The 19,379-nt window shown below is 74.3% G+C and carries 15 protein-coding genes; 10 read left to right on the forward strand and 5 right to left on the reverse strand.

Going from position 1 to position 19,379, the window contains the following annotated elements:
- The first annotated feature begins 60 nt into the window (after positions 1-60).
- The 3 genes from ACFYYN_RS12810 to ACFYYN_RS12820 all read left to right on the forward strand — a co-directional run bounded on the left by ACFYYN_RS12810 (position 61) and on the right by ACFYYN_RS12820 (position 3,317).
- Entirely contained in the window at positions 61-1,101 is a 1,041-nt protein-coding gene (locus ACFYYN_RS12810) for a multicopper oxidase domain-containing protein (RefSeq protein ID WP_500545948.1), read from the forward strand.
- A gap of 435 nt (positions 1,102-1,536) precedes the next feature.
- A complete protein-coding gene (locus tag ACFYYN_RS12815) occupies positions 1,537-2,385 on the forward strand; it encodes a GNAT family N-acetyltransferase (RefSeq protein ID WP_500545753.1) in 849 nt (282 codons plus the stop codon).
- A gap of 122 nt (positions 2,386-2,507) precedes the next feature.
- Positions 2,508-3,317 carry an SDR family NAD(P)-dependent oxidoreductase gene (locus ACFYYN_RS12820; protein ID WP_500356586.1) on the forward strand — a complete coding sequence of 270 codons (810 nt, stop codon included), beginning with the start codon at positions 2,508-2,510 and terminating at the stop codon, positions 3,315-3,317.
- Positions 3,318-3,344: 27 nt separating this feature from the next.
- Here the strand turns inward: ACFYYN_RS12820 and ACFYYN_RS12825 are convergent, their stop codons facing one another.
- The gene (locus tag ACFYYN_RS12825) at positions 3,345-3,821 is read right to left on the reverse strand and encodes a MarR family winged helix-turn-helix transcriptional regulator (protein WP_500545754.1); all 477 of its coding nucleotides are present in this window, start codon (positions 3,819-3,821) and stop codon (positions 3,345-3,347) included.
- Between the two features lie 104 nt (positions 3,822-3,925).
- Here ACFYYN_RS12825 and ACFYYN_RS12830 point away from each other — a divergent pair, with 104 nt between their 5' ends.
- The 4 genes from ACFYYN_RS12830 (at position 3,926) to ACFYYN_RS12845 (ending at position 9,070) form a co-directional block, all read left to right on the forward strand.
- Positions 3,926-4,975, forward strand: a complete 1,050-nt coding sequence (locus ACFYYN_RS12830; RefSeq protein WP_500545755.1) for an LLM class flavin-dependent oxidoreductase — start codon at positions 3,926-3,928, stop codon at positions 4,973-4,975.
- The gene (locus ACFYYN_RS12835) at positions 4,968-5,999 is read left to right on the forward strand and encodes an LLM class flavin-dependent oxidoreductase (protein ID WP_500545756.1); all 1,032 of its coding nucleotides are present in this window, start codon (positions 4,968-4,970) and stop codon (positions 5,997-5,999) included. Before ACFYYN_RS12830 ends, ACFYYN_RS12835 begins: the two co-directional genes overlap by 8 nt.
- A gap of 71 nt (positions 6,000-6,070) precedes the next feature.
- Positions 6,071-6,757, forward strand: coding sequence for an NADPH-dependent F420 reductase (locus ACFYYN_RS12840; RefSeq protein ID WP_500323678.1), 687 nt, complete (start codon positions 6,071-6,073; stop codon positions 6,755-6,757).
- Positions 6,758-6,844: 87 nt separating this feature from the next.
- Entirely contained in the window at positions 6,845-9,070 is a 2,226-nt protein-coding gene (locus tag ACFYYN_RS12845; RefSeq protein ID WP_500545757.1) for a HEAT repeat domain-containing protein, read from the forward strand.
- A gap of 61 nt (positions 9,071-9,131) precedes the next feature.
- Here the strand turns inward: ACFYYN_RS12845 and ACFYYN_RS12850 are convergent, their stop codons facing one another.
- Entirely contained in the window at positions 9,132-10,658 is a 1,527-nt protein-coding gene (locus tag ACFYYN_RS12850) for a GntP family permease (RefSeq protein WP_500545758.1), read from the reverse strand.
- Positions 10,659-10,945: 287 nt separating this feature from the next.
- On the opposite strand from ACFYYN_RS12850, the gene ACFYYN_RS12855 reads away from it, so the two are divergent.
- The 3 genes from ACFYYN_RS12855 to ACFYYN_RS12865 are packed head-to-tail and all read left to right on the forward strand — an operon-like array spanning position 10,946 to position 13,964.
- A complete protein-coding gene (locus tag ACFYYN_RS12855) occupies positions 10,946-12,178 on the forward strand; it encodes a CaiB/BaiF CoA transferase family protein (protein WP_500545760.1) in 1,233 nt (410 codons plus the stop codon).
- 1 nt (position 12,179) lies between these two features.
- A complete protein-coding gene (locus tag ACFYYN_RS12860) occupies positions 12,180-13,121 on the forward strand; it encodes a hydroxymethylglutaryl-CoA lyase (protein ID WP_500545761.1) in 942 nt (313 codons plus the stop codon).
- 45 nt (positions 13,122-13,166) lie between these two features.
- On the forward strand, positions 13,167-13,964 hold the full coding sequence (locus ACFYYN_RS12865) for an IclR family transcriptional regulator (RefSeq protein WP_500545762.1): 798 nt from the start codon (positions 13,167-13,169) through the stop codon (positions 13,962-13,964).
- 69 nt (positions 13,965-14,033) lie between these two features.
- Here ACFYYN_RS12865 and ACFYYN_RS12870 read toward each other — a convergent pair whose 3' ends face one another.
- The 3 genes from ACFYYN_RS12870 to ACFYYN_RS12880 are packed head-to-tail and all read right to left on the reverse strand — an operon-like array spanning position 14,034 to position 19,258.
- The gene (locus ACFYYN_RS12870) at positions 14,034-16,163 is read right to left on the reverse strand and encodes a bifunctional serine/threonine-protein kinase/ABC transporter substrate-binding protein (RefSeq protein ID WP_500545763.1); all 2,130 of its coding nucleotides are present in this window, start codon (positions 16,161-16,163) and stop codon (positions 14,034-14,036) included.
- A gap of 4 nt (positions 16,164-16,167) precedes the next feature.
- Positions 16,168-18,393 (reverse strand): bifunctional serine/threonine-protein kinase/ABC transporter substrate-binding protein, encoded by a 2,226-nt coding sequence (locus tag ACFYYN_RS12875; protein WP_500545764.1) that lies wholly within the window; start codon positions 18,391-18,393, stop codon positions 16,168-16,170.
- The gene (locus ACFYYN_RS12880; protein WP_500545765.1) at positions 18,386-19,258 is read right to left on the reverse strand and encodes a hypothetical protein; all 873 of its coding nucleotides are present in this window, start codon (positions 19,256-19,258) and stop codon (positions 18,386-18,388) included. Before ACFYYN_RS12880 ends, ACFYYN_RS12875 begins: the two co-directional genes overlap by 8 nt.
- Between the last annotated feature and the right edge of the window lie 121 nt (positions 19,259-19,379).

The raw sequence follows: 19,379 nt of genomic DNA on the forward strand, positions 1-19,379 counted from the left end.
TCCCCGGGGACCCTCGCGCCCCGACCGTCTCCTCACGGCACTGGAGAGACCGGTATGGCTTTGGACAGAAGGAGTTTCAACCGGCGGCTGCTGGCCGGTGGCGTGGTCGCCGCCACCGGGACGGCCTCGCTGGCGGTGGCCTCCGCCCCCTCGGCTTCCTCCGCGGAGCCCTCACCGCCCACCGCACCGGCCGGCGGCCAGGTGCGCCACCTCAAGCTCTACGCCGAGACGTTGCCGAACGGCCGGATGGGGTACGGCCTGGAGAAGGGCAAGGCCACCGTGCCCGGCCCGCTGATCGAGCTGGTCGAGGGCGACACCCTGCACATCGAGTTCGAGAACGCCTCGGACGTGGACGCGAGCCTCCACGTCCACGGCATGGACTACGACATCGCCAGCGACGGCACCCGGATGACCCGCAGCCACGTCGAGCCGGGCGGCACGCGGACCTACACCTGGCGCACCCACGCCCCGGGCCGGCGCAAGGACGGCACGTGGCGGCCAGGCAGCGCGGGCTACTGGCACTACCACGACCACGTCGTGGGCACCGACCACGGAACGGGCGGGATCCGCAAGGGCCTCTACGGGCCGGTCGTCGTGCGCAGGAAGGGCGACATCCTGCCGGACAAGCAGTTCACGATCGTCTTCAACGACATGACGATCAACAACAGGTCCGGCGCCGACACCCCGAACTTCGAGGCGACGGTGGGCGACCGCGTCGAGATCGTCATGATCACGCACGGCGAGTACTACCACACGTTCCACATGCACGGTCACCGCTGGGCCGACAACAGGACGGGCCTGCTGACCGGACCCGACGACCCCAGCCGGGTGATCGACAACAAGATCACCGGACCGGCGGACTCCTTCGGCTTCCAGATCATCGCGGGCGAACACGTCGGCGCCGGCGCGTGGATGTACCACTGCCACGTCCAGAGCCACTCCGACATGGGAATGGCCGGTCTGTTCCTCGTCGCCAAGCCCGACGGCACGATCCCGGGCTACGAACCGCACCACCCGGACCACCCCGCGGGCGCGGCGAACTCCGGGAGCAGCGGCGCGAAGACGTCCTCCGGCGGGGAACACGCGCACCACATGGGGTGACGCGCGTCCCTTCGGTGCCGACGCCGTTCCCGCGAGTTCACTAAAGGCGTGCGAGGAGGGCGCGGCACGTCCGCGCTGCCGAAGGTGGCAAGCGCGTTGAGGGCGGCGGCGGTGCGCCACCGACCGTGGCGCGCCGTGACCGCGACGATCTCGGTGAGCGTCTCCACGGCCGCCGGGCCGCCCGGTCGGGCGGGCGCGGACAGCAGGGCGTTCGTGCTCGCGTCCCGCGTTCCGCGGTGAGGTCGACGCCGCCGTCCCGTGCCGTCAGGAGGCGGGCAGGGCGCGTGGCGCTGTGCCGGAGGGCACTGACACGGGTGCCGTGACGGGAATCCCGTGCGTCGCTTTGTCGATATATGATCCGCGCGGCCCCTCCCCGCCAGGGGCCGTGTTCCGGCCCGCGGGCGACGTGCACCAGAGAAGAGAGCCAGGCCTCACATGAACGCAGTGGTCCCCCCGGCGGTCGCGGAGCGGTCCGAGGCCGAGGCGATGTACCGGTTCGAGACGGAGGCGCCCGGAGCCGTGCGGGCCGCGCTCGGGATGAACGCCGCGCGGATCGGTGGCGGTGTCGTGCTGTCGATGCGCAACGACCCCACCCACTACTGGAGCAAGGCCCTCGGCTTCGGCGTCACCACCCCGGTCACGGCGGAGGTCATCCACGAGGTGTGCGACTTCTACCGCTCGGAGGGGACCGCGCAGGCCGTCCTCCAGATCGCGCCCGCGTTCCTGCCCGAGGACTGGGACGACATCCGCGGCCGCGAGGGCATCACCGCGGGATCGTCCTGGGTGAAGCTCGTCTGCCCGGTCGAGGAGGCCGTGGCGCGCGCCGAAGCGCTGGGACCGCCCGCCGCCGGGATCGGGGTGGCCCCGCTGGAGCCGGAGCAGGCCCAGGAGTGGGGCGCGGTGGTGACCCGTGCGTTCGGCATGCCCGAGGAGCACTACGCACAGATGACCGCCGCCTCGGCGGGCCGGCCCGGGTGGCATCCGTTCGCGGCCCGGCTGGACGGGGAGATCGTCGGCACGGGCACGATGCACGTCGACGGCGACGCGGCCCAGATGTTCGCCGGTGCGGTGCTGCCGCACGCCCGCAAGCGCGGCGGACAGACCGCCCTGCTCGCCGCACGGGCCAGGAGGGCACGGGAACTCGGCTGCGGTGTGCTGGTCGCCGAGACCGGCGCCGAGGCACCGGGCACCCACAACTCCTCGCTGCACAACATGCTCCGGCTCGGCTTCCAGGTGGCGTACGAGCGCCGCAACTGGGTCTGGCGGTCATCGCCCGAGGCGTGAGGTCCCGTGGGCGGTCGCGACGCGCCCGCCGCCCGTGCGGCGCGGCGGTTCCCGGGGCACGACGATGGGAGGACCGGGTCCGCACGACGGGACGGGTCCGGCCCCTCCCCCGGAAGGTGCCCATGACCCGCGACCAGGCAGACCGCGCCCAAGCCGCACTCATCACCGGCGCGTCCTCGGGGATCGGGCGTTGCTACGCCGAGCAGCTGGCCCGGCGCGGCTATGCGCCGGTCCTCGTCGCCCGCCGCGCGGACCGGCTGGCCGCGCTGGCCGAGTCCGTCCGGCGGGAGACCGGTCTCGAGGCGACCGTGCTCGCCGCCGACCTGGCCGACCCGGGCGGCCTCGCCCGGGTGGAGCGGGCCGTCCTCGACCACGACGGCCTCGCCGTGGTCGTCAACGCGGCCGGCCTCGGGGCCCTCGGGCCGCTGCGCGAGGCCGCGCCCGCGGACCTGGACCGTCTCGTCGCGGTGAACGTGCTCGCGCTGACCCGGCTGTCCCGGGCGGCGCTGCTCTCCTTCGACCGGCACGGCTCGGGGACGTTGATCAACGTGTCATCGATCGGCGCGTTCCACGCCCCGCCCGGCGGCACCGCCTACGCCGCGAGCAAGGCCTACGACCTGCACTTCTCCCGGGCCCTGCAACGCGAGGTCGAGGGCAGCGGCATCCGCGTGCAGGTCGTGCTGCCGGGTCCCGTGCGCACCGAGTTCTTCGAGGCCTCCGGCGTGGACTCCGCCCTGTTCCCGCAGGAGTCGTTCGTCGACGCCGACGACTTCGTCCGCGCCGCGCTCGTCGGCCTGGACATGGGTGAACTCGTCTGCATCCCCACCCTCCCCGACATGTCGGCCTGGGAGGACGAGGCCGCGCGGGGGCAGGGCCTGCGGAACGCCGCGGGCCTGCGCGGCGTCATCAGCGACCGTTACGCCCGGCCCTGACCGGGTCCCGACCGGGTCCCGGCGGCCTCAGGAAGGCCCGGAAGCGGTGTCCAGCCGGGCGCGCAGGGCCTGGGCGATCTCACCCGCGGCGGCCATCTGCTCCGCCGTGAGGGAGTCGACGAACATCTCCCGGACGGCGCCGAGGTGCGGCAGCGTGGCCCGCCGGAAGGCCTGGGCCCCGTCGTCGGTGAGGAGCACCTCGGCGCCCCGGTTGTCGGTGGTGCACTCCACGCGCCGGATCAGCCCGCGCCGCTCCATGCGTCCGAGGTGGTGGGAGAGGCGGCTGCGTTCCCAGCCGATCGCCGCCGCGAGATCGGAGGAGCGCAGCCGGTGGCCCTCCGCCTCCCGTAGCGCGAGCAGGACGCCGTAGTCCCCGGGGGACAGCCCCGAGTCGCCCTGCAGGCGCGACGCCAAGTGGGAGCGGAGCCGCTCCGTCGTCTCGATGAAGTCACGCCAGATCCCGAGTTCTTCCGTGGTGGGCAGAGGCCCGTGTCCGCGTCCCATGACCGCCCCTCTATTTGACACGTCAATCATATCGATGCATGCTTGACGCGTCAATCACTTGGCCGCCGGACGTGGAACCGTTCCGGAGGCGGGAGGAGGGGACCATGACGCCCACTGCCTTCGAACTGGGTCTGAACTCGTTCGGAGAGATCGCGACGGACGACGGCCGCGTGCTCGGCGACGCCGAGACCGTCCGGCTGCTCGTCGAGGAGGCCGCGCTCGCCGACGCCGCGGGACTCGACGTCTTCAGCGTCGGCGAGCACTACCGGGCCGGGCACATGGACACCGCCACCCCCGTCCTGCTCTCCGCGATGGCCACCGCCACCGAGCGCATCAAGCTCGGCACCTCGGTGACCGTGCTCAGCACCAACGACCCCGTACGGCTCTACCACGCGTTCTCCACCCTGGACGCGGTGTCGGACGGCCGCGCCCAACTCGTCCTCGGCCGGGCCTCGGTCACCGAGTCCTTCGCCCTGTTCGGCCACGACATGGCCGACTACGACCGGCTCTTCGACGAGAAGCTCGAACTGTTCATGCGCCTGCAGCAGGAGGAGACGGTCACCTGGTCCGGCACCGTCCGGTCCCCGCTGACCGACCAGCACCTGCGCCCCCGCATGCGCAAGGGCGGCATCCCCACCTGGATCGGCGTGGGCGGCAGCCCCAACTCCACGATCCGTGCCGCCCGGTACGGCCTGCCGCTGATGCTGGCGATCATCGGTGGCCGCCCGCAGCGCTTCGCCGGCCACGTCGACCTCTACCAGCGGGCGCTCCAGCAGTACGGGCACCCCGCCCAGCCCATCGGGCAGCACTCCCTGGGCCTGGTCGCCGACACCGACGAAGAGGCGGCCGAGACCTGGTGGCGGTACTGGGAGCCGGTCGTGGCCGCGATCTCGGAGGAGCGCGGCTTCTACAGGCCCAGCTACGAGCGCTACCGGGCGGAACTCGTCGACGGCGCGCTGTTCGTCGGCTCCCCCGAGACCGTCGCCCGCAAGATCGCCCGGGTCGCCCGCGACCTCCACCTGGACCGCTTCGACCTCAAGTACGACATCATGCACCTGCCCCGCCAGGCCCGCGCCCGCACCATCGAGCTCCTGGGCCGGGAAGTGGCCCCGATGGTGCGTGAACTGCTCACGAAGGAACCCTCTGATGTCTGACCTCGAATTCGGCCTCGACACGTTCGGCGACGTGCCGGTGGACGGCACCGGTGCCCCCGTCTCCCACGCCGCGGCGATCCGGCAGGTGCTCGACGAGGCCGTCCTGGCGGACCAGATCGGCGTCGACGTCATCGCGCTCGGCGAGCACCACCGCCCCGAGTACTCCGTGTCGACCCCCGAGACCGTGCTCGCCGGGATCGCCACGCGCACCGAGCGGATCAGGCTCGCCTCCGGCGTGACCGTGCTCAGCTCCGACGACCCCGTCCGGGTCTTCCAGCGCTTCGCGACCGTCGACGCCCTCTCGCGGGGGCGGGCCGAGGTGATCCTGGGCCGCGGCTCCTTCACCGAGTCCTTCCCGCTGTTCGGGTACGACCTCAGCGACTACGACGTGCTCTTCGAGGAGAAGATCGAGCTCTTCGCGAAGCTCCTCGACGAGAAGCCGGTGACCTGGAGCGGCACCACGCGGGCGCCGCTGAAGGACGCCGACGTCTTCCCCAAGACCGAGTCCGGCCGGCTGAAGACCTGGGTGGGCGTGGGCGGCTCGCCCCAGTCCGTCGTCCGCACCGCGCGCTACGGCCTCCCGCTCATGCTCGCCATCATCGGCGGCTCCCCCACGCGCTTCGCGCCCTACATCGACCTGTACCGGCGCGCCGCCGACCAGTTCGGGACGACCGCCCACCCGGTGGGGATGCACTCCCCCGGTTTCGTCGCGGACACCGACGAGGAGGCCCGGGAGGGGTTCTGGCCGGGCTACAAGGTGATGCGCGACCGCATCGGCAGGCTGCGCGGCTGGCCCCCCGTCCGCCGCGAGGAGTACGACGCGGAGATCGAGCACGGCTCCCTCTACATCGGGTCGCCCGAGACGGTCGCCCGCAAGATCGCCCAGGCCGTCGGCGACCTCGGCGTCGGCCGGTTCGACCTGATCTACACCGTGGGCCCCCAGCCGGTCGCCGCCCGCATGCGTGCCGTCGAGCTCTTCGGCACGAAGGTGATCCCCATGGTCCGCGACATCCTCGCGGACTGACGCCGACACCGACACCGACGCCGACGCGGACGCGGACGCCGGAACGGAACCGAAGGAACGGAGACCACACGATGAACACCGAGGGCGTACGCACGATCGGCATCCTGGGCGCGGGCAAGGTCGGGACCGTACTGGCCCGGCTGGCCCTGGCCGCGGGCCACCGCGTGCTGATCGCGGGCTCGGGCGACCCCGCCGCCATCGCGCTCACGGTGGAGGTCCTCACCCCGGGCGCGGTCGCGGTCACCGCCGCGGAGGCCGCGGCCCGGGCCGACCTCGCGGTCCTCGCCCTCCCCCTGGGCAAGTACCGCACCGTCCCGGCCGAGGCGCTGCGCGGCAAGCTCGTGATCGACGCGATGAACTACTGGTGGGAGGTCGACGGCATACGTGACGACCTCACCGATCCGCGTACGTCGTCGAGCGAGACCGTCCAGGCGTTCCTGCCGGATTCGCGGGTGGTGAAGGCGTTCAACCACATGGGCTACCACGACCTGGAGGACGGGGCCCGGCCCGCCGGGACGCCCGGCCGCAAGGCGATCGCCATCGCCGGCGACGACCCCGACGACCTCGCCGAGGTCGCCGGCCTGGTGGACGCGCTCGGCTTTGAGCCCGTCGTGGCCGGCCCGCTCGCCGAGGGCGTCCGCCTGGAACCGGGCACCGAGCCCTTCGGCGCCAACGTCGACAGCGGCGAACTGCGGGCCATGCTCGGCCGCTTCCCGGAGACCGACCGCGGGCGCAGCGTCGCGGCGGCGCGCGCGTAGGCGGCCGGGACCGCAGGGCCCGGGCGGGAGGCGACGGCCTCCCGCCCGGGCCCTGCGTTGTCGGACCCCCGTGACACGATCCGCCGTATGGATCTCGACACCGTGTTCGCCGAACTGGACCGCGTCGCCTGGGCGGAGCTGCACCATGCCTACGGTCCCGCCGGTGATGTCCCCGCCCTGCTGCGGGCGTTGACCTCCCCGGAGCAGGAGACGGCGGAGGAGGCCGAGCAGGAGCTGTGGGGCAGCCTCGTGCACCAGGGCACGGTGTACCGGGCGACGGTCGCAGCCGTGCCTTTCCTGGCACGTCTCGCGGTGGCGGGGGTGCGCCGCGCGGAGCTCCTGGGCATGGTGGGCGCCATCGCCGAGAGCACGGACGAGCACGATCCGCAGCGACCGGGCGCCGCGCGTACGGCGGTCGTCGCGCAACTTCCGCTGCTGCTGCCCCTGTTGTCGGACGCCGACCCCGAGGTACGGCAGTGCGCGGCCTGGGCGGTCGCCCAGTGCGGGCCGGAGGCCGGGCCGGACGCGCGGGTGGAATTGCGACGGCGTTGGGAGACGGAAAGCGATCCGACGGTGCGGGCGGACGTGCTGACCGCGTGTACCGCCGTCGACCGGGGCGCGGCGCGGGAGCTGTGTGCGGCCGCGCTGCGGGCGACGGAGTCTCCGCGGGAGCGGGTGGCGGCTCTGCTGGCGATCGTGGACACCGGTCAGCCGTGGGGTGGCGACGCGACCGCCGTCGTCGCGGCGTTGTCGCCGCTGGAGCCGCACACCGTGGGCGGCCAGTGGGAACGGGAGGCGCTGGAGTCCCTGGTCACCGGACTGCACGGGCGGGGCGACGTCGACGCGGCGATCGACGTCGCCGTCTCGGCGCTCGACCGCGCCGTGGAGGCCGTACGCGCCGGAGCGGACCCCAAGGGGTCCGCCGGGGAGGCGACCTGGGCGGCCGGGTGCCTCGCGCTGCGCTCCCGTACCGCCCCGGCACGGCTGCTGCCCGCGATGCTGCCGCTGCTCGACCACCCGGACACCGCGGGCGCCGTCATCGACGCCGTACGCGACTGGGCCCAGCCCGCGCCGCAGGCGGTGCCGCCGCTGCTCCGCCTCGCCGAAGGGGCGGGCGAGCACGCCGACCGGGCCCTGGCCGCCCTGGTGTGGCTGGGTGCGCCCGAGGCCGCGGAGCTCCTCGCGCGTCGGCTCGAGGACCGGCCGCGGGCCCTTGACGCGGCGTTCCGCCGCACCCTGCGCAGGCCTCCGGCTCCGCTGCCGTGCACCCCGGAACTGCTCGACGCCGTCCGCGCGCGGCTCGCGGCCCGGACAGCCGACGCGGCGACGCCCCACACACGCGTGGCGCCGGCGGCGGGCGGTCCCGCCACCGCCAACGAGCCGGTCCACCTCGCCGGTGTCCTCGCCGGCTGGGGCACCTCGGCCCGTGCCGCGCTGCCCGAACTCATCGACGCCCTCCCCCACCACCCCCTCCCGGTCGGCCGGGCGCTCGCCGCCGTAGCCGACGCCGGGCGCGACGCGGACGTGGTCACCGCGCTGCGGGCCTGCGCCGGGACCGGGTCCCGGTCGGACCGTCAGGCGGCAGCCGCCGCGCTCCACGCGCTGACCGGCGACGTCACCGCCCTGCTCGCCGTCCTGGGGCCCGCCCTCGACGAGCCGGGCGGCCCGCGCGAGGACTGGGCCCGTGCCGTCGCGCCGCTCGGCGAGCAGGGTCGTCCGCTGCTGCCCCGTCTTCTGGCGCTGCTGGCCGAACCGGTGGAGACGCGGTCCACCGTCCCCGTGGTCGAGGCGGGGCTGACGGCGGCCGCCGCGGTCTGGGAACTGACAGGTGATCAGGAAGCCGTGCTGCCCATGATCCTGGAGGGCCTGACCTGGGCCGACAGACCCTGGGGGGACCGGACCGCCGAGCGGGCCGCCGAGGTCGCCGCCCTCGTCGGGCCCGCCGCGCAGCCGGCCGTACCGCGGTTGCTGCCGTTGCTCGACCGCCCGGACACCGCCGCGGCCGCCGCGCGTGCGCTGGTGGCCCTGCACCCCGGCAGCGACCGTCCGGCCGGTGTCCCGCTCACGGAACTCGTGGACCGCGTCCTTCCGTCCGTCGAGCCGGGCGCCCACCTCAACTCCGCGCTCGCCGCGCTGGACGCCCTCACCACCCTCGGCCCCACCGCGTTCACCCCCTCCCAGATCGACCGCGTACGCCGACTCGCCGACGGGGAGCACCGCGTCGTGGGATCCGGCATCCAGATCGACATCATCCGCGGCGACGAGGAGTTCCGCGCCGCCGCCCGTGACGTCCTGGCGGTTCTGACGCGCTGAACGCCGCTTCCGCGGTGCGGACCACGGACCACGGACCGCACCGCGAACCGCACCGCGGGACTCACACGATCATCGACAACGGCAGGAGCAGCAGGAGGGCGACGACCGAGGCCACGGAGACGCCGAGCGTGCAGCTCTTGAGCGTGCCGCGGGTGGTCTGGCCCATCAGGGACTGCAGCAGCCAGAAGGTGTTGCTCGTGACGTGCACCGCGAACAGCGAGCCCGCGCCTATGGCGAGCGCCACCAGCACCGGGTCGAGGCCGAGGCCGGGGGCGATCGGGGCGAGGATGCCGGCCGTGGTGATCGCGGAGATGGTGACGGAGCCGACGGCGAGGTGGAGCGCGGCGGCGACGGCCCACACGAGCAGCAGCGGTGCGACGTGCCCGCCGGTGGTGAAGGAGCCGCGCAGGATCTCGCCGAGACCGGACGCCCCCACGACGGCGGCGAGCGAGCCGCCCACCGCGGTCAGGATGAGGATCTGGCCGCTGTCCTTGAAGCCGCGGACCAGGGCGCGTTCCACCCGTTCGCGGCCCACGGTGAAGCGCGCGACGAGCAGCGTGCCGACGAGTCCGGTGAGCAGTGCCACCACGGGGCTGGAGACGAAGGTCAGCACCGGGTTGCGGGTGTGGGTGGCCTGCGCGACCGCGCCGCCGCCGATCATCAACAGGGCGGTCACCAGCGGGGCGAACCGTACGAGCAGCCGCGGGCCCTTCCCCTCGCCGCCCCGGAGCGCGGCCCCCAAGGGCGTGGTCCGCAGCCCCGGCGCGGGGCGGTGCCTCAGGGGGCGGCCGGTCCCTGGCCCGGCACGTCCCGGGGCGGGGGCGCCGCCGACCACGGCGACGGCCGGGACGGGGTCGACCCGCGCCGCGTCGGCCTTACGAGTCGTCTCCGGCTCCGGCTCCGGTTGCGGTGCCGCGGGGGCGGCCGTTCCGGGGGCGACGGCGGCGTCCTCGTCGGTCGCGCTGTTCCACAGCCCGCGCCGGAACAGGAAGGACATGACCGTCACCGAGACGAGGACCGTGGGGACGATCAGCACCAGGCCCCACAGCAGCATCGTGCCCAGGGGCACGTGGAGCAGCGCGGCCAGGGCCAGCGCTCCGACGCCGGGCACCATGAGGACGATGCCGCTCTCGAGGCCGATCGCGAGGGCGGCGCCCATGCGGGCCGAGCCGAGGGGGCCTATCTTGCGGGAGGCGGTACGGGCGAGCGGTGCGCAGATGACCAGGAGTACGTCCAGGTAGATGGCCTGCAGCAGGGTGCCGATGGTGAGGGCCATGGAGTGCGGGAGCCGCCGGGCGCCGAAGACGCGGAGCAGGCGGTCGACGAGCTGCTCGACGGCGCCCATCTCCTGGAGGACCGCGCCCATGAGGACGCCGAAGGCGATCAGCAGGCCGACCTCGGCCATGATGTCGCCGAAGCCGGTGGTGATGGTCCTGATGGTCCGGGTCGCCCCCAGACCGGTCGCGAGACCCAGGTAGAGCGACCCCACCACGAGGGAGATCACCGGGTTCACGCGGAAGCGGACGATCAGTACGACGATGCCGACGATCGCGACGGCGGTGTTGGCCAGCACCGGGACTTCCGACATCCGCGCTCCCTTGCACACACGGCGCCGGGGAGGCGAGTTCGGGCAGGCGCCCCATCGTGGTGCGGAAGCGGGCTCGTCCATGACCGGCTCTGAGTGAGACGGCGACTCATCATGAGGGTACTCCGCCGGTCCGGCACATGCACACGCATGCTCCGGGCGGCCGATTTCGCGCCAGAAAGAGCACGTCTCACCCATTGAGAGGAACATATGGGACTTATTGACGCGAGTAGTCCTGACCCACATCATGGAAGTGGACATCACGATATGGGTCTGCGAGGTGATGGCAGATGCCCGAACCCTTCGAACAGGACAGCGAAGCGCCGTCCGGCCCTCTCATGGGGCTGCGGGTCCTGGAGCTGGGCAATTTCATCGCCGCCCCGTCCGCCGGCCGTCTCATGGCGGACTTCGGCGCCGACATCGTCAAGGTCGAACGGCCGCGCGTCGGGGACGAGCTGCGCCGCTGGCGGCTGCACGAGGGCGACACCTCCCTGCTCTTCCGCGCGATGAACCGCAACAAGCGCTCCGTCACGCTCGACCTGCGGCGCCCGGAGGGCCGCGAGGTGGCCCTGGCCCTGATCGCCCGCGCCGACGTGGTGCTGGAGAACTTCCGCCCGGGCACGCTCGAACGCTGGGGCCTCGGCCCCGAGCGCATGCGGGAGGTCAACCCGGCGGTGATCCTGGTCCGCATCTCCGGCTACGGCCAGACCGGGCCCTACCGTGACCGCCCCGGCTTCGGCGGCGTGGCGGAGGCCGTCGGCGGACTGCGCCACCTCACCGGCGACCCCGACCGCCCCCCGACCCGGGTGGGCATCAGCCTCGCCGACTCCGTGGCCGGTCTGTACGCCGTCGTCGGCGCCCTGGCCGCGCTCCACCGCCGCGCCGCGACCGGGCGCGGGGAGGTCGTGGACGTCGCCCTGTACGAGGCGGTGTACTCCCTGATGGAGTCCCTGACCCCCGACCACGACGCCTTCGGCGTCGAACGGGAACGCGCCGGCGCCGCCCTGCCCGGCGCCGCGCCGTCCAACACGTACGAGTGCCGGGACGGCGTGTCCGTGGTGATCAGCGGCAACGGCGACGTGGTCTTCAAGCGCCTGGCGGCCGTCATCGGCAGGCCCGGACTGGCCGCCGACCCGCGCCTGACCGACAACGCGGGACGCGTGCGGCACGCCGCCGAACTGGACGCCGCGATATCGGCCTGGACCGGCGGGCTGCCGTACGAGGAGGTCCTGCAGCGCCTGGAGGAGGGCGAGATCCCGTCCGGCCCGATCTACACCGCGGCCGAGATCGCCAAGGACCCGCACTTCGCCGCGCGCGGCATGCTCGAACGGCACCGCGTGGCCATCGCCCCCGGATGGCACCAGGACGTGGTCTTCCCCGGCGTCGTCCCGAAGCTGGCCGAGGCACCCGGCGGCACACGCCGGCTCGGCCCGGACCTGGGCGAGCACACCGATGCCGTCCTCGCCGAGCTGGGCATCGGGGCGGACCGCCGCGCCGAATTGCGCGCGCAGGGGGTGGTGTGAGGTGACCGCCACGCCGGACCAGGTGGTGATCACCGATGTGCTGCTCCGCGACGGGCTGCAGAACGAGCCCGCCGTGCTCCCCCTCGTGGACAAGCTGCGGCTGGCCTACGGGCTGCTGGAGGCCGGGCTGCCCTCGCTGGAGATCGGATCCTTCGTCAACCCGGAGAAGGTTCCGCAGCTGGCCGACACCGACCGGCTGGTGGCCCGGCTACGGCCCGGGGAGTCCGCGCTGCTGCACACGCTGGTGTTCAACGAACGCGGCGCGCGCAGGGCGATCGCGGCCGGGGCGCGCGACGTGCGGCTCACCGTCTCGGCGAGCGACGGCCACAGCCGCGCCAACGCCGGCGTGCCGCGCGAGCAGGCACTGGAACGCCTGCAGCCCGCGGTGGAGGTGCTGAGGGCCTACCGGGTGCGGCTGGAGGCCACCATCGCGACCGCCTTCCTCTGTCCCTTCGACGGGGAGACGGACCCCCGCACCGTGGTGGAACTGGCCCGGCGGCTCGACGGGTTCGGCATCCGCGTGCTGCATCTCGCCGACACCATCGGCGCGGCCAGCCCCTGGCACATCCGGCGCACCGTCACCGCCGTCCGCGACGCGCTGCCCGAACTCCCCCTTGGCCTGCACCTCCACAACACCTACGGGATGGCGTCAGCCGACGTCTGGGAGGCGCTGCGGCTGGGCGTACGGCGCTTCGACGCGTCACTCGGCGGCATCGGCGGCTGCCCGTTCGCCCCCGGCGCCGCGGGGAACCTGGGGACGGACGACCTGGTCAACCTCTGCCACCACGCGGGCATCGCCACCGGGGTCGACGTCCGCCGTCTCACCACGCTGCGCGAGGAGTTGCGGGTGCTGCTCGGGCACCGGCTCGACTCCGCGCTGTCCGCGGTGCCGGCCGCGCCCGCGCCGCTGCGCACCCGGGTCGCGCCGGCTGACGTACGGTGAGGCCCCGTACGGGAAGGGCCTGGCCGGGGCCGGAAGGACGCGGTGATGCGCATGGGCGAGAAGGCGGGGACCGCGCCGCTGCTGGTCCTGCAGAAGATCCGTCAGATCCTGGAGTGCTTCACCATCGAGCGCCCCGAGCTCAACCTCCAGGAGATCACCCGGGCCACCGGCCTGCCGGCGAGCACCTGCCAGCGCCTGGTGCACAACCTGCTGCGGGAGGGCTTCCTCGACCGTGACGGTGACACCTACCGCATCGGCCTGCACTTCGTGCAGTGGGCGGCGCCGGGGACCTTCGGCCTGGACATGGTGCGGCTGACCCGGCCCGCCCTGCAGCGGCTGCGGGACAGGACCGGGGAGACCGCCTGCCTCTACGTCCGCGACGGCGCCCACCGCACCGTGGTGTCGCTGGCCGAGGCCCACCACGTGGTGATGCGGATGTTCGCGGTGGGCATGGTGATGTCCCTGCACGCGGGCTCTGCCGGGAAGGTCTTCATGGCCTTCGACCCCACCGCCCGCCGGGACGCGGTCGGCCACGGCCTCACCCGGCACACCCCGCGCACCGTGGTGGACATCGACCTCCTGGACGACCAGTTGGAGGAGATCCGCCGCAACGGCTTCTCCGCCTCATTCGAGGAACGCGACATCGGCGCCGCGTCCATCAGTGCCCCGGTCTTCGGCAGCACCGGCGAGCTGGCCGCCGCCCTGGGCATCGGCGCTCCGACGCAGCGGCTGACCCCGGCCGACGTGGGCCGGCTCGCCCCCTGCGTCGTCGAGGCCGCCGAGGAGGCCTCCCGCTGTCTCGGCTACCGCCCCGGCATCCGGGGTGACGGCACCGCGCGCTGACGGCACCGCGCGCTGACGGCCCGGCACAAGGGAACCGCCGGGACGGCCAGGGGTGCCGGACGCCGGCCCTCATGTGCTCTTGCCGATGTCGTCGTGGCGGCAGACGAAGCGGGCCCCGCCGTCCTCCACGTGGTAGAGGAACCATCCGCCGTCCTGGCCGGTCTCCAGGAACTGGGACTGGCTCTCGTAGCTGAGGCGGCGGGTGATGCCCTGCCAGGGGGCGCGCAGGAGTTCCCCGCGCAGCGATTCGCGGTCGTCGCCGGTGCGGGCGGCGAGGCCGTGTGCGGCGAAGCGGACGGCATCGTAGGCCTCGGCGGCCCAGGGCCCCGGGTCGCTGCGGTGGCGGGTGCGGTACGCGGTGGCGAACGCGCGGGTCCGGGGGTCCGCGGAGGCGTCGTCGTAGGCCGTGCCGATCCACCAGCCCTCGGCTTCGCGGAGGAAGGACGCGGACAGCACGTTCTCGTCGGCGACGCGGACGCCGCGGTGACCGGCGGTGCGCAGGGCCTTCGCGCAGGCGGCGGCGCGGGCGGGGGTGACGCCGGCGAAGAGGACGGCGTCGCCGGGGCGGGCGGCGATGGTGCGCGCGGCAGCGGTGAAGCCCTTGCCTGCGGCCACTTCCAGGACGTCGACGGTGCCGTCGAGCTTGCCGTGGACGGTGACGATCTGGACGGTGGGCAGGCCCTCCTCCTCGTCGGCGAGGTCGTGGACGACGACCGTGCGCGGGGGCCGGACGACGCGGTTGAGGTAGCGCACCACGGCGCCTGGTCCGGCGGTGCGGGTGGGGCGCAGCACGAGGGCGGTGGTCGTGTGGACGACGTTGAGCTCCTCGGTGTCGGCGCGGGTCACCAGCAGGCAGACGCCGGCCTCGCTGCAGACCGGAACGGCCGCGGGTACGGCCTGGTTGGTGCCCGCCGCGATGACGGCGTGCACGTCGGGGTCGGCGACGAGCCGGGCGGCAGCGGCGGCGGAACCGGCCGCGGTGCCCCGGTCGTCGGCGGTGCGCAGCGCGAGGTCGAAGGACCGGCCGGTACGGGCGTTGTGCTCGGCGACCGCGATGGCCGCTCCGCGTTCCTGGGCCACGACGGCCGCGGCCGAGCGGTCGCCGAGGACGCCGATGACCCGGGTCGGCAGCGTGCGCTTCCCGGTCCCGCCCGTCCCGCGGGACCGGCCCCACTGCCACCAGGCGGTGCCGCCGCCGATCGCGCCGACGCCGAGCGCGGCGGACGCGGTGAGCAGCCGCCGCCGGGAGGTCCCCGCCTCCGTGGACGCCGGGGCCGGCGGATGCGGGCCGGGGCCGGCGGCGGACAGCTCCGTCGGTTCGGGCACCGGCAGGTCGAGGACGCGACCGGCACGGTCGGCGACCACCGCCGGCAGTCCGCCGGGCAGCCACGACCGCGGGTCGAACGCGCCGAACAGGCCGCGCAGTTCCGCCACCGTGGGGCGTCCGCCGGCGTCCTTGGCGAGGCAGGCCCGCAGGGGTGCGTCGAGTTCGCCGGGCAGGCCGGTCAGGTCGGGTTCCTCGTGCACGGTCCTGAAGAGCACCGCGGCGGCGCCCCCGGTGCCGAACGGGGCCCTGCCGGTGGCCGTGTGGGCGAGCACGCAGCCCAGTGAGAACACGTCGCTCGCGGGTCCGACGGGCCTGCCGCGGGCCTGTTCCGGGGACAGGTAGCCGGGTGAGCCGATGACGGTGCCGTCCGTGGTGAGCGCGGTCGCGCCGACGGCCCTGGCGATGCCGAAGTCGATCAGGCGCGGCCCGTCGGCGGCGAGCAGCACGTTGGCCGGTTTCACGTCGCGGTGGACCAGGCCGGCGCCGTGCACGTCGTCCAGGGCCGCGGCCAGCGCGGCCGCCAGGGTACGGACCTGCGCGGGCGGCCACGGCCCGTGCTGGGCGAGGGCCTCGTTGAGGGGCAGGCCGGGTACGTAGGCGGTGGCCAGCCAGGGCGAGCGGGCGTCCGCGTCGGCCGTGAGCACGGGCACCGTCCAGCGGCTCGACAGACGGGTCGCCAGCTCCGTCTCGCGGCGGAACCGGGCAAGGAAGCCGGGGTCCTCCGCGTGTTCGGCGCGGATCACCTTCAGCGCGACCCAGGCGCCGTGCGGTGAGCGCGCCAGGTAGACGACACCCATTCCGCCGGCCCCGAGCCGCGCCACGAGTCGGTGCCCGCCGATCCACGCCGGGTCGGCGGGCAGCAGCTGGTCCATGGCCCTACTGGTTCTCCTGCTTCGGCAAGATCGGCCCGATCTGCTGGAAGCGTCCGTCGCGCACCTGGTGCACGTACGTCTCGCTGCCCATGTTCTGCGTCGTGGTGGCGTACTGGTGGTACTCGTTGAAGGTGTACCTGCGCACGACACCCTGGTAGCTGGCCTTGGCGAGCCGCTGGGCGAGCGCGGGCCGGGCGGGGCGCCCTCCTGCGGTGGGCACGGTGCGGGCGAACTCCTGCAGCAGCATGCGGGCGCTGTCGTACGCCTCGGTGGCGTACGGTTCCGGGGTACTTCCGTAGCGGTCCCGCCAGGCGGCGGTGAAGCGCCCGGCCTCCTCGGTCCGGAGTGCCGCCGGGTCGACGGCGGGCGTCACGGCGTACCAGCCTTCGCCGGCGGCACCCGCAAGGCGCGGGAAGTCCGAGCCGTAGAGCAGGTGGGACATCCACCGCCGGCCGGTGAAGCCCGCCCGGGCCAGTTGCCGGGCCGCGTCGACGGTCGCCTCCAGGGGCCCCAGGTAGACGAAGTCGTCGAGGTCGCGGGAGAGCAGGTCACGGACCGCGGCCGGGCCGTCGCCCGAACCCTCCGCGACGACGCGTGGCACGACCTCCCCGCCGAGGGTGTCGCGCCACTGGGTCACCAGCACACCGCCCTGGTCGTGCATGACGGACCCGCCGGACCGGTCGATGACCACCCCGGCACGGCCCAGCTTGCCGGTCACGAAGGCGCTCAGCGCGATCGCGGTGCCCTCGGCCTGGTGGGGCGCGCCGGTCTGGAAGGTGACGTCCGGGGACGAGACGTAGTAGTCGTTCTGCCCGGTGGTGCTGGAGACGTGCGTGAGCTTCGCGGCCGCGTAGACCCGCGAGGCGGCCCGCAGGGTCATCTCGCCGGTCGGGCCGAGCACGGCCACCACGTCGCGGTCGGCGGCGAAGTCGTGGGCCACCGCAACGGCCCGGTCGACGGTCCCGCCGTCGTCGAGGACGCGCACGCGGACGGAGAACGCGCGCTTGGGGTTGGCGTTGTGCTCGGCCACGGCCAGCCGCGCGGCCCGTTCGCAGGTGGTGGCCAGGCCCGCGTCCGGCCCGCCGCGGGTGACCTGCACCCCGAGCACGTACGAGGGCCTGGCGGCGGCGGCCGGTTTCGGTTCGGGGTCGTCGCGTCCCGCGGCCCACAGCGCCGCCCCCGAGCCGCCGCCCACCAGCAGCAGCGCCCCTCCGGCGGCCAACAGCCGCCGCCGGGAGGTGAGCCGCTGCCGGGGCACCGACGGGGTGTCGCCGGGCTCGTCCACCACGGTGGGTTCGACGGCCGGCAGGGCGAGGATCTCGGCGGAGCGTGCGGCGACCGTGCGGGCCACCGCGTCCGGCAGCCAGGCCGGGGGCGACGCGATGGCGCCCTCGGGGACGGCGCGCTCCGGGGCGGCGTCCCCGGGACCGTCCTCGGAGAGCCGCCGCAGCAGCTCCTGCGGAGTGGGCCGGGCCTGCGGGTCCTTGGCCAGGCATGCGTCGAGGGCCTCGCGCAGTTCGCCGCCGACCCCGTCGAGGTCGGGCTCGTCGTGGACGGTCCGGTAGAGCAGGGCGTCGGGCGCGCCGGTGCCGAACGGCGGGCGGCCGGTGGCGGCGTACGCGAGCACGCAGCCCAGGGCGAACACGTCACCGGCGGGGCCCGCTTGCTCTCCGCGGGCCTGTTCGGGCGAGAGGAACCCGGGGGTGCCGATCACCAGGCCCGAGGCGGTGATCGCGGTGTCGTCCGCGGCGCGTGCGATGCCGAAGTCGATCAGCCGGGGGCCGTTGACTGCCAGCAGCACGTTGCCCGGCTTGACGTCGCGGTGGACCAGACCGGCCTCGTGCACGGCGGCCAGGGCCTCGCCCAGCAGGGCCCCGAGGACCCGTACCGCGGACGGCGGCAGGGGGCCGTGCTCGGCCACCGCCTCGCCGAGCGAGGGGCCGGGCACAAAGGCGGTCGCCAGCCACGGCTCGTGCGCCGCGGCGTCGGCACCGAGCACGGGGACCACCCAGGGGCTCTCCACACGCGCCGCGAGCTGCGCCTCCCGCGCGAACCGGGCGCGGAACTCGTCGTCGGTGGCGCTCTCCGCCCGGATCACCTTCACCGCGGCCAGCGCGCCCGCCTCGGAGCGCCCCAGGTACACCACGCCCATGCCGCCGGCGCCGAGCCGCCGCAGCAGCCGGAAGCCCCCGACGGACGCCGGGTCGGTCGGACGCATCGGCTCACTCATCGCCCGCACCCTCCGCTTCGTCGCCGGACACCCCGGCCTCCTTCGCCTGCACGGCGCCGAGCCGGTCGATGTCGGCGGTGACGTACGTGACCCCTGCCAGCGCGGCCTGTGTGACCTTCGACTTCTCGGCCTCGTCGGCGCCGGCTGCGTGGCGCACGGTCGCCGCCACCGTCACCGGGCCGAGCCGGTGCTTGAACCAGTCGAAGCGGCGCGGTTCCCCGTCGCCGTCCACCACGTACTCGCCGAACTCGATGAGGTCGTCGTCGGACGTGGCGTTCCGCTGCTCGTCGTACGGGTCGCCCCGCGAGGCCATGCCCTGCACCCACTCCGTGGCGTTCAGCTGCTGCTTGGGGCAGCGCAGGGGTTCCTCCAGCGACACCGCCATGTCCCGGCGCGCGCCGACCACCGAGCTGTGCACGGTGACCGTCAGGGACACGTGGACCGCGCCCTTGCCGTCGTTGCCGTCGGCGTCCGGCCGGACGAAGGAGCGGGTCAGGCTGGCCAGGACGGTGCCCGCGAGCGGTTCGCGCCGCCACACGCAGTCCTCGCCCAGCACCGTCCAGGTCGCCGGGCCGGTCTCGTACGGCTCGCGCTTGCGGTATCCCGAGCCGAAGTAGTCCGGCCGCACGGTCAGCCCGCGGACGAAGTCGGCCGCCTGCGCCCGGGTCCTGGGTGCCGCGCTCTCGGCCAGCGTGTACGGGTCGTTCACCGCCGACGCCGAGGCGGCCGGGCTCTGGGTGCTCCGCCCACTCGGGCTCGCCCCCGACGGCGTCGTGGCGCCCTCGCCCTGCTTCCCCTCACTCGTGCACCCCGCCAGCAGCAGCGCCCCTGCCGCCGCCAGCAGCACCGGTCTGCGTAAGCCCACTCCCACCCACCCCTTCGCACTCTTCGCACCGTCTTGACGACCGGCGACCGCCGCTTGCCGCGCGCACATGCCATGGTGCGCCAACCAGGGTGCTCAGGCTATGAGTTGGCCATGCTGAGAC

Origin of the sequence: Streptomyces sp. NPDC001902 (assembly GCF_042891295.1) — a bacterium.
GTDB lineage: Bacteria > Actinomycetota > Actinomycetes > Streptomycetales > Streptomycetaceae > Actinacidiphila.